Genomic DNA, 10233 nt, shown 5'->3' with positions numbered 1-10233 from the left:
CCCCGCCCGGCAGGCCTTCCATATACACATCCACGATCCTTGGTCGCGCTTCCATATTGCGGATTTTCAAGGTGTAATTGTTGCGGATTGTGCCGTCGGACAATCGCACATAAACGGGGTTCCGTTCATGCTGGACCGCAAGGTCAAGGCGCGTCCGTTGGCCCAATGTGAAGAGCATCGCAAGGCCGATGCTTACCCAGATACCGAAATAGATGATCGTTCGCGGCCGGAACAATGTTTTTGTCACCGCTTGGCCGGTCCCGCCCTTTTTTTCGATTTCGGCATCGTCTAAGGTGCAATAGTCGATCAGACCCCTTGGCTTGCCGATCTGTTCCATCACTGTGTCGCATGCGTCGATACACAACGCGCAGGTGATGCAGCCGATTTGCGGGCCTTCGCGGATGTCGATACCGGTCGGGCACACGGCTACGCATTGGTTGCAATCGATACAGTCGCCAAATTTTTGTGGATCAGCCTGCGCCGCTTTCAGGCTGCCTCGCTGTTCGCCGCGCCAATCCTTATATGTGACCAGCAGGGATTTTTCATCCATCATCGCGGTCTGGATGCGTGGCCACGGGCACATGTAAATGCACACCTGTTCGCGCAAGAAACCGCCAAAGATAAATGTCGTCGCCGCCAATATACCAACCGTGGCATAAGCAATGGGATCCGCATTGCCCGACCAGAAATCGCGCACCAGCGTGGGCGCGTCGGCAAAATACATGATCCATGCGCCGCCCGTCCAAAAGGCAATGAACAGCCAGATCGACCATTTCCCCAGCCTTTTGGTGATTTTCCCAGGCCCCCAAGCGGCCTTTGCCAGTCGCACTTGCGCGTTGCGATCGCCATCAATGAAGCGTTCGACATGCTGGAACAGATCGGTCCATACGGTTTGTGGACATGAATATCCGCACCACGCGCGACCAACCGCACTTGTCAGAAGGAACAGGCCTATTCCGGCCATTACCAACAGGCCGACGACATAATAAAATTCATGCGGCCAGATTTCGATCTGGAACATATAAAAACGGCGGTTGGCCAGATCGACCAGCACAGCCTGGTCTGGCGCATAGGGACCGCGATCCCACCGGATCCACGGGGTGATGTAATATATGGCCAGCGTTACGGCCATGATGGCCCATTTCAAACGGCGGAAAAATCCGTCGACTGCTTTGGGATATACACCTTTACGCGCTTCATACAGGGGCTGATGTGGCGCGATCAGGTCATCAGGGGCGGACATTGGCGACGACCTTTGCCGGGTCACCAGCCACAGCTTTGTCCGACGCCGCATTTGCTTCGCCACCGCCAAGCGAGTGTACATAGACCGCCAGCATTTTGATGGTGATCGGATCCAGGCGATTGTTCCAGCGGGGCATCACACCATAACGCGCCTTGTTGACGGTTGTCTTGATGCTGGCCGCATCGCCGCCATAAAGCCAGATTTTATCGGTCAGATTTGGCGCGCCAAATTCGCGCAATCCCTTGCCGTCGGCTCCGTGACAAGACGCACAATTGTTGGCAAACAATGGACCACCGCTCGCGGAAAGCGGACCCGGTTTAGCTTTGCCCGATAGTGTCTGCACATAACTCACAACGGCATCGATTTCGCCGACGCTCAACACGCCTTCAAAGGCGGGCATCTGGGAAAAACGGGTCGCGTCATAATCGGGCTGTCTAATACCATGGGTCAATGTCGTATGGATCGCAGGCAGGTCACCGCCCCAAAGCCAGTCATCATCATTCAGATTGGGATAGCCTTTTGAACCGGCTGCGCCCGACCCGTGGCATTGCACACAATGCACCTTGAACGCCGCCCGGCCCCCTTCAATGGCGGCTTGGTAAAGCTTTTCATTGCCGGCCAATTGTTCGACCGGAATTGCGGCAAGCGCGCTGGTGACCGGCGCACGGCGGAGAGTTTCCGCTTTTAGCTCCTGCTGCAACTCACCCCGGCTCGTCCAGTTCCACAGGCCGGGTGTGGCGCTATTAAGTAACGGAATTGCGGGATACAGCAGAATATAAATGATGCCCCAGACAATCGTGCCCCAAAATGACAGCACCCACCAACGTGGCATGGGCGTATCGAGCTCTTCAATGCCGTCCCATTCATGACCGACTGTTTGCGTACCCGTGGCCGCATCAACGCGTTTGTTCTCAGTCATTTTCATCATCCCTGAATATGATATGTGCCGCATCTTCGTTGCGTCGTGCAGCTCCTTTGCGAAACGGCCATGCGACCAGAATGAGGAACAAAATCCCCATGGTGAGAAGACCCCAGCTGTCAGCAAAGTGGCGAAGGTCGTTATAGGTCATCGTGGTTGCTCATAAGCTTTGGCCTTTTGATGATCGACCAGCGTTCCGATCATTTGCAGATAAGCGACAACCGCATCCATTTCGGTCACCTGGGAAGGGTTGCCGTCAAAATCACGGACCTGCGCCTTGGGATATCGCTTCTTCAATGCTTCGCCGTCGGCGTTGGGGTCGGCTTGCGCGACCAGATCGGCATCGGCCTGTTGGATAGCTTCACGGCTGTAAGGTACGCCGACACGAGACAGCGCCGTTAAATGGGCCGTCATATCGCCAACCTTGATCTCGCGCTCTGCCAAAAACGCATAAGGTGGCATGATGGATTCCGGCACGACACTGCGCGGGTCTTTCAAATGGGCGCGATGCCATTCGTCCGAATAGCGGCCACCCACGCGGGCCAGATCAGGCCCGGTGCGCTTGGAACCCCATTGGAATGGATGGTCGTACATGCTCTCCGCCGCCAGGCTGTAGGGGCCGTAACGCTCCACCTCGTCACGGAACGGGCGGATCATCTGGCTGTGGCACAAATAGCACCCTTCGCGGACATATATGTTCCGACCCGTCAACTCGAGCGGGGTGTAAGGGCGCATCCCTTCAACCTTTTCGACTGTGGAATCGATCCAGAACAGCGGGGCAATTTCGACAATCCCGCCAATGACCACTGCACCAAGAGCGCATAGCCCGAGCAGGGTCACATTACGCTCCAGATTTTTGTGGCTGAAGGCTGCGGTTTCGGATTTGCTTGTCATTAAAGATGCTCCTTATTCGGCCGGAACGGCGACATAGGGCCGGTCAGCTTCAGGATTATAAGGCGTTTCGGTCATCGGTTTTTCGTCGCGCAGCTTGCCTGCCACCGTCATCCACACATTGTAGACCATGACCAGCGCACCCGAGAGATAGAGCAGCCCGCCAAAGGCCCGGATCAGGTACATGGGGAACATGGCCGCGACGGTTTCGACGAACGAGTAAACCAGATAGCCATCGGCCCCATATTCACGCCACATCAGACCTTGCATGATGCCCGATACCCACATTGCGGACGCGTAAAAGACGATGCCCAGAGTGGAGAGCCAGAAGTGCCAGTTAATCATCCGCAACGAATACATGCGGGCCCGGCCCCAAAGCCGCGGGAACAGATAATATAGGCAGGCAAAAGTAATCATACCGTTCCAGCCCAACGCGCCGCTGTGCACATGGCCGATGGTCCAGTCGGTGTAATGCGACAGGCTGTTGACGGCCTTGATCGACAGCATCGGTCCTTCAAACGTGCTCATGCCGTAAAATGCGAGCGCCATGACCATCATGCGGATGATCGGATCGGTCCGGATCTTGTCCCATGCACCGTTCAGCGTCATCAGGCCATTTATCATCCCGCCCCAGCTTGGCATCCACAAGATGATCGAGAACACCATCCCCAGCGTCTGCGCCCAGTCGGGCAGTGCGGTGTAATGCAAATGGTGCGGCCCTGCCCAGATGTAGAGGAAAATCAACGACCAAAAATGGACGATGGAAAGGCGATAGGAATAGACCGGGCGTTCCGCTTGCTTGGGCACAAAATAATACATCATCGCAAGGAAACCGGCGGTCAGGAAAAATCCGACGGCATTGTGGCCGTACCACCATTGGGTCAGCGCGTCCTGGACCCCTGCAAAGGCGCTATAGCTTTTGGATCCAAAGATGCTGACGGGCATCGACAGGTTGTTGACCAGATGCAGCATCGCCACGGTGATGATGAAGCTGAGGTAAAACCAGTTGGCGACATAGATATGCGGCTCTTTGCGCTTTACGATCGTGCCGACAAAAACCGCCAGATAGCTGACCCAAACCACGGTCAGCCAGATGTCGACATACCATTCGGGCTCGGCATATTCCTTGCCTTCGGTTACGCCCATCAGATAGCCGGTGGCCGCGAGCACGATAAAGAGCTGATAGCCCCAGAAAACAAAACGGGCGAGACCGGGGAAGGCGAGTCTCGCCCGACACGTGCGCTGGACGACATAGAAACTTGTCGCGATCAGCGCATTGCCTCCAAATGCGAAAATGACGGCCGAGGTGTGCAAAGGACGCAGGCGGCCGAAGGTGGTGTATTCAAGGTTCAGGTTCAACGCCGGAAAGGCGAGCTGCAAAGCGATGACCAGCCCGACTGTAAAGCCTGCGATGCCCCAGAATAATGTCGCAATCACCCCCCAGCGGATAGGGTCGTCATCATAACGGGACTGAACGGCGGATCCGCCAAGCGCCGGAAAACGCTGGGTCAGAAAATCAAACCCGTTCATCGATGCCAGCATCGCCAAAAGCGCGGCTATGCAGACAATCCCCATATGGAAGGAATAGGCCTGATCCGCCCCTGCTGCCATTGCAATGAAAGCAAGAAATGCCACAAACAACCACGCACCCACGCGCGTTAAAAGAATATCCATTATCGTTCCCCGACCGCCAGTCTGTCAGCGGTTCGGACTGGCGATGGACCTTTTGGGAAAGGCATTCATTGACCTAGGTCAACAAATGCGTTGCGACAGTTAAATCAGAGCCTGTTCCAGCAACCTGGCGAGCCGCAGTCCGCTCCGCTCGATTTGTAATCGCAATGCGGCGCGCGTGGCGGCTACATCGGCTTCATCTATCGTGACCGGCTGCTCTGCTTTTGGACCGCATGGGTCGCCATCGACGGCGCGTTGATAGGCAATGTCACGGGATAGAGCCCAATTTTCCTCACTCCAGTCGCGTGAAGTTCCCTTTGCCTTTTCCGCAGCTTCTTGTTCCGAAAAACGCCTCACGATGCGCGGCGCAGCTGATATTGCCCGCTCGGCCAATGCACCGTCCCAAATAGAGTGCAGATTCTGCCCCGGAATGACTCCATAATTAGCGCGAACATCATTTCCGCCGCGATCACGCCGGTCGCCTGCATGCAATGGTTGGTGCAAATCACCGACAAAATGCACCAGAAACGCCAATGCCTCCAACCGGACATGGGTGGGCAGTGCTTTGTCCTTTAGCAAGGCAAAGTTGCGATCAATCTGCGCCGAAACACAATTGCCTCCCGCACATGCGCTTTGCAGGTCGAACGGCTTGCAAATATCGACATTCTGGTAATGCCAGCTGCTGCTATACCCCCAACGCACTTGATCGCGCCTGATGCAATCCGCCCAAACGCTTGCGTCCTCTATATTCTGCAATGGGCATTTTGGGGTGCCGATAAGCGGCGCGGCGCGCAACAAACGCCGCAGCTGGGCGCGGGCCGCGTCGGAAATATTGGCGTGCGCGATCTTGGCCACCGTTTCATGGCCATATTGCGACCATGCTTGAGCGGGTTGAAGCGGTAGCGCGAAAACAATCAATGCTATAAAGAAGCGTTTCATGCGGCTGCCCGTAACCCGTTCATGTTACATATTAATTGCTGAAATTGCGGGGCTTACTCATCCCCGTAAATCGCAACCATCTTGTCGCCTGCGCTGGTCGCTTTCCCGCGATACATTCCGGGCGTGTTGAACGAAATGGTCGCGGTACCATCAGGATCTGTCACGATCACGCCGCCCGTTCCGCCCAGCAACTCCAATTCTTTCAGCACATGATCCGCCGCAATTTTGGAATCTTCACCCAGCATTCGCATCCGCGCGCAAATTTCGTGCGCAACACCAAGGCGGATGAAAAATTCGCCCGCGCCGGTTGCCGATACGGCACACGCCCTGTTATCGGCATAATTGCCGGCGCCAATCACCGGACTGTCGCCAATACGGCCCCAGCGCTTCCCGGTTAGCCCACCGGTTGATGTGCCAGCGGCAACATCACCATGCGTGTCCACCGCGACAGCGCCTACGGTGCCGTATTTCAGGTCGACATCATACCAGCCCAGTTTCTTGGCCTTTAATTCCTCCAATTGCCGCCAGCGTTCGGGTGTTGCAAAATAATCCGGGTTTACTTGTTCCAACCCCTGTTCACGGCTGAATTCATCAGCGCCTTCGCGGCTGAGCATGACATGCGGGCTCTTTTCCATCACCGCACGGGCAAGTAGGATCGGGTTTTTTGTATATCGCGCACCGGTGACAGCGCCTGCGCCTAAGGTTTTGCCATCCATGATCGCTGCATCAAGCTCATTGATGCCCTTATAGGTAAACACAGCGCCTTTACCGGCGTTGAAATGTTCGTCATCTTCCAGAATCATGATTGCGGCGCTGACCGCATCCATTGCGGTTCCGCCTTTTTCCAAAACAGCCGATCCCGCCTCCAATGCGCGGGTCAACCCGGCGCGTGCAGCGGCGTCTTTTTCGGCCGGCATCGTATCACGCAACATGCTGCCCGCGCCGCCGTGAATAACCAGTGTCCATTTCTTTTCGGCTGTCACGCTTTCCCCTTCCAAATCACGATCATGACCGCCCGGATGCGCGGCAATCGATGTTGTGCCAGATAGTATCAATAGAAACCATAATGAACAGAAAAATTTCGCCATATCAATCCTTTGGTAGAACATTTTTCCAGGGTCGAAGCGACTGTCACGCGCCCTTGCCACTTGAACCCAATCATATGTGTCAGCACAAGGCTGCTAAATAAAGACATTATCGGTGCCATGTCTATTTGGTGCACCTTCGCGATTGCGGCCAAAATCTATTGGTTCTATATCCGATCCATGTCTTCCATACGCCCCTGGCGCGATATTGCGCGCCGTTCGTCTCGCCAGATCATGGTTGGTAACGTCCCTGTTGGCGGGGATGCTCCGATTACGGTGCAAACCATGACCAACACGCTGACCAGCGATGCCGGTGCAACGATTGACCAGATCCGCCGGTGTGAAGATGCGGGCGCGGACATTATCCGCGTGTCTTGCCCGGATGTAGAGAGTACCGCCGCGCTCAAGCAGATCGTCCGTGCAGCAAACGTGCCCATCGTTGCCGATATCCATTTCCATTATAAACGCGCGCTTGAGGCCGCAGACGCAGGTGCGGCATGTTTGCGGATCAACCCGGGCAATATCGGCTCGGCGGACCGCGTGAACGAGGTGGTGAACGCGGCCAAGGCCAATGGCTGCGCAATCCGGATCGGTGTAAATGCGGGCAGCCTGGAAAAAGACTTGCTCGAAAAATACGGCGAGCCGTGCCCCGAGGCGCTGATTGAAAGCGCGCTCGATCATATCAAATTGCTGCAAGACCGGGATTTTCATGAATATAAGGTCGCGGTGAAGGCGTCCGACGTTTTCCTCGCGGTTGCTGCCTATATGGGGCTGGCCGATGCGGTTGATTGTCCGTTGCATCTTGGAATTACCGAAGCCGGTGGCTTGATCGGCGGCACGGTTAAATCTTCCATCGGTATGGGGAATTTGCTTTGGGCCGGGATTGGGGACACCATTCGCGTGTCACTCTCCGCCGAACCGGAAGAAGAAGTCCGCGTCGGCTATGAAATCCTGAAATCACTGGGCCTGCGCACCCGCGGCGTGCGGGTGGTGAGCTGCCCAAGTTGCGCGCGGCAGGGCTTTGACGTGATCCGCACGGTGCAGAAACTGGAAGATGCACTCGGCCATATCAAGACACCGATGAGCCTTTCGGTCCTGGGATGTGTGGTAAACGGCCCGGGCGAAGCGCGCGAAACCGACATCGGCATCACAGGCGGCGGCAACGGCAAACATATGGTCTATCTGTCGGGCGTGACCGACCACCATGTCGAAGATTCCGACATGATCAGCCATATAGTCAAGCTGGTCGAGGCAAAGGCGGCGGAAATAGACGCAGGGGCAAGCGTCAGCATGGATACGCTGCACGGTAAGGCCGCTTGACGCATAAGTGACGAGGTGCAATCCCCTAAAATTCAAATCAGGGGAGTTTGCGTGTATGAAGAAGATGTTATCGGCCGTGGTGGCTGCCGGACTGCTTGGCTATGCAGGGAATGTTGCGGCGCGCGAGCCGATAATTGACATGCATATCCATGCACTGACGGCCGATGATCAGGGGCCGCCTCCTTTGGCGATGTGTACTCCGCTCAACCCGATGCCGACATGGGACAATAGCAAGACTATTCTCGACATGTTTGTAGGGACGTTCAAAAAGCCGAACTGCACCGATCCCATCTGGTCGCCTGAAACGACGGAAGAGGTCATGCGCCAGTCTCTTGCCGTAATGGAAAAACATAATGTCATCGGCGTGGTCAGCGGCCGAATGAAATTGCTGCAGGCGTGGAAGGCGGCTTCGCCTGATCGCGTCATGCCCAGCCTAATGCCTGATCTGCCCATTCCGGCAGAATTCGGCAAGGAATTGGCTGACATTAAGAAAAGTGGCGGCATTGCGGTGTTGGGCGAACTGGGTTTCCAATATGACGGCATTGCTCCCGACGACGCGCGGCTCAAGGACTTGTGGGCAGCCGCCGAAGCGAACGATGTTCCCGTTGCAATCCACATGGGTCCCGGCGCGCCGGGTATCGCTTACTTCCCCGGAAGTGGCTATCGGGCCAAGCTGTCAAACCCGACATTGCTTGAGGAGGTGCTCGTGAAGCATCCCAAGTTACGGGTGAACGTCATGCATGCCGGCTTCCCCTATCTCGATGATACGATGGCGCTTCTCTACGCGCATCCGCAGGTTTATCTGGATACCGGCGTGATTGTTTATACTCAGCCACGACCTACCTTTTACCGTTATTTGCAGTCGCTGGTCGACGCTGGCTTCGGCGAACGGATCATGTTCGGATCGGACCAGATGGTTTGGCCTGAAACTATTGAGCGCAGCATTCAGGTTATCAAGGACGCGCCCTTTCTAAACGAGGCGCAAAAGCGGAACATTTTTTATAACAATGCGGCGCGTTTTCTAAGGCTGGATGCGGCAACAATTGCCAAGCATCAATCGATGTGAGGTAAATCAGATGAACCATGCAATCCGGATGGCTACACCCGCCGACCTTCCCCTAATCGCCCAATTCATTCGCGATTTGGCTGAATATGAGCGGCTGTCGCATGAAGTTCGTTTTGACGAAGCTGCTCTTGGCGAACGGCTGTTTGGCCAGAGTGCAGGGGGGCGTCCCTATGCCGAAGTTCTGATAGGCGAAGTGGACGGCGCGGCGCAGGGCTTCGCGTTGTTCTTCCACAATTTCTCGACATTCGAAGGAAAGCCTGGAATCTATCTGGAAGATTTGTTCGTCCGTCCCGAAGCTCGGGGCACAGGGCTTGGCAAGGCGTTCCTTCAACGGTTGGCGCATTTGGCGGTCGAACGCGATTGCGCGCGGCTGGAATGGTGGGTGCTTGACTGGAACGAACCGGCCATCCGCTTTTACAAGGCTTTGGGCGCCAAGCCGATGGATGAATGGACGACGTTCCGCGTGGATGGCGACGCGTTGGCGACACTGGCGGGTGCAGCATGACCGGCGGACTATTGCTTGCACTGTTGATCGCCGCAACACCCGCGTCCGAACCACGTTTACCAGTCCCGCCGCCTGCAATAGCTAGCCATAAAGCGAACCCTGAGGGGCTTGCCTTTTTCGCAGATCGTGATGCCCAAACCGACGTTGACCGCGCGCTGGCCGATGCAAAGCGGGATGGCAAAACGGTGCTCGTAATCTTGGGTGCCAACTGGTGCCACGACAGTGTCGGCCTGGCCGGATGGCTCGACACGCCCCGTTTCATGAACATGATGCGCGACCGCTATCGCATCGTTTATGTCGACGTCGGGACGCCGCAAACGGGTGAGGGCCGCAATCTCGATATCGCGCGGCGTTTTGGTATCAAAAAGGTCAAAAATACGCCGCTGGTGATGGTCGTCTCTTCAGACGGCATATTGTTGAACAGCAAAAAAGACGCGATCAGTTGGCGCAATGCAGCAAGCCGGAGCGAAGAAGACATCTACCGTTACTTTGCAATGTTCAAACCCGCATCCTGATGGCCGGCCTCCATCCCAGACCGGCGATTCCTTTCCTGGTCGCGTGCGCGGGGATTGCGACCTTTTCGTTGATGGATGC

At 56.0% G+C, this 10233-nt stretch carries 11 protein-coding genes; 4 read left to right on the top strand and 7 right to left on the bottom strand.

The annotated features are described in order from the left end of the window. The 7 genes from ccoG to ACKVOS_RS05730 form a co-directional block, all read right to left on the bottom strand. A partial coding sequence (ccoG, locus tag ACKVOS_RS05760) for a cytochrome c oxidase accessory protein CcoG (RefSeq protein WP_409211061.1) occupies positions 1-1243 on the bottom strand: 1243 nt, incomplete at its 3' end. Beyond that, positions 1230-2162, bottom strand: coding sequence for a cytochrome-c oxidase, cbb3-type subunit III (ccoP, locus tag ACKVOS_RS05755; protein ID WP_409211060.1), 933 nt, complete (start codon positions 2160-2162; stop codon positions 1230-1232). The genes ccoP and ccoG, both read right to left, overlap by 14 nt. Next, a complete protein-coding gene (locus tag ACKVOS_RS05750) occupies positions 2155-2313 on the bottom strand; it encodes a cbb3-type cytochrome c oxidase subunit 3 (RefSeq protein ID WP_409211059.1) in 159 nt (52 codons plus the stop codon). The genes ccoP and ACKVOS_RS05750 overlap by 8 nt, the downstream gene beginning before the upstream one ends. Next, positions 2310-3056, bottom strand: a complete 747-nt coding sequence (gene ccoO / locus ACKVOS_RS05745) for a cytochrome-c oxidase, cbb3-type subunit II (protein ID WP_409211058.1) — start codon at positions 3054-3056, stop codon at positions 2310-2312. The genes ACKVOS_RS05750 and ccoO overlap by 4 nt, the downstream gene beginning before the upstream one ends. 12 nt (positions 3057-3068) lie before the next feature. Next, entirely contained in the window at positions 3069-4727 is a 1659-nt protein-coding gene (gene ccoN, locus ACKVOS_RS05740; RefSeq protein WP_409211057.1) for a cytochrome-c oxidase, cbb3-type subunit I, read from the bottom strand. Positions 4728-4826: 99 nt separating this feature from the next. After that, entirely contained in the window at positions 4827-5663 is an 837-nt protein-coding gene (locus ACKVOS_RS05735) for a S1/P1 nuclease (protein ID WP_409211056.1), read from the bottom strand. Between the two features lie 53 nt (positions 5664-5716). After that, the gene (locus ACKVOS_RS05730) at positions 5717-6751 is read right to left on the bottom strand and encodes an isoaspartyl peptidase/L-asparaginase family protein (protein WP_409211055.1); all 1035 of its coding nucleotides are present in this window, start codon (positions 6749-6751) and stop codon (positions 5717-5719) included. Between the two features lie 177 nt (positions 6752-6928). On the opposite strand from ACKVOS_RS05730, the gene ispG reads away from it, so the two are divergent. The 4 genes from ispG to ACKVOS_RS05710 are packed head-to-tail and all read left to right on the top strand — an operon-like array spanning position 6929 to position 10154. Beyond that, complete coding sequence (gene ispG / locus ACKVOS_RS05725) at positions 6929-8068, top strand: flavodoxin-dependent (E)-4-hydroxy-3-methylbut-2-enyl-diphosphate synthase (protein WP_409211054.1); 1140 nt, start codon at positions 6929-6931, stop codon at positions 8066-8068. 55 nt (positions 8069-8123) lie between these two features. Beyond that, positions 8124-9134, top strand: coding sequence for an amidohydrolase family protein (locus tag ACKVOS_RS05720; RefSeq protein ID WP_409211053.1), 1011 nt, complete (start codon positions 8124-8126; stop codon positions 9132-9134). Positions 9135-9144: 10 nt separating this feature from the next. After that, a complete protein-coding gene (locus tag ACKVOS_RS05715; RefSeq protein WP_409211052.1) occupies positions 9145-9639 on the top strand; it encodes a GNAT family N-acetyltransferase in 495 nt (164 codons plus the stop codon). Continuing rightward, the gene (locus ACKVOS_RS05710) at positions 9582-10154 is read left to right on the top strand and encodes a thioredoxin family protein (protein WP_409211051.1); all 573 of its coding nucleotides are present in this window, start codon (positions 9582-9584) and stop codon (positions 10152-10154) included. Before ACKVOS_RS05715 ends, ACKVOS_RS05710 begins: the two co-directional genes overlap by 58 nt. The last annotated feature ends 79 nt before the right edge of the window (positions 10155-10233 follow it).

The organism is Sphingorhabdus sp., assembly GCF_046154385.1.
Lineage (GTDB): Bacteria > Pseudomonadota > Alphaproteobacteria > Sphingomonadales > Sphingomonadaceae > Sphingorhabdus_B.
This window is presented reverse-complemented; position numbering and strand designations above follow the sequence as displayed.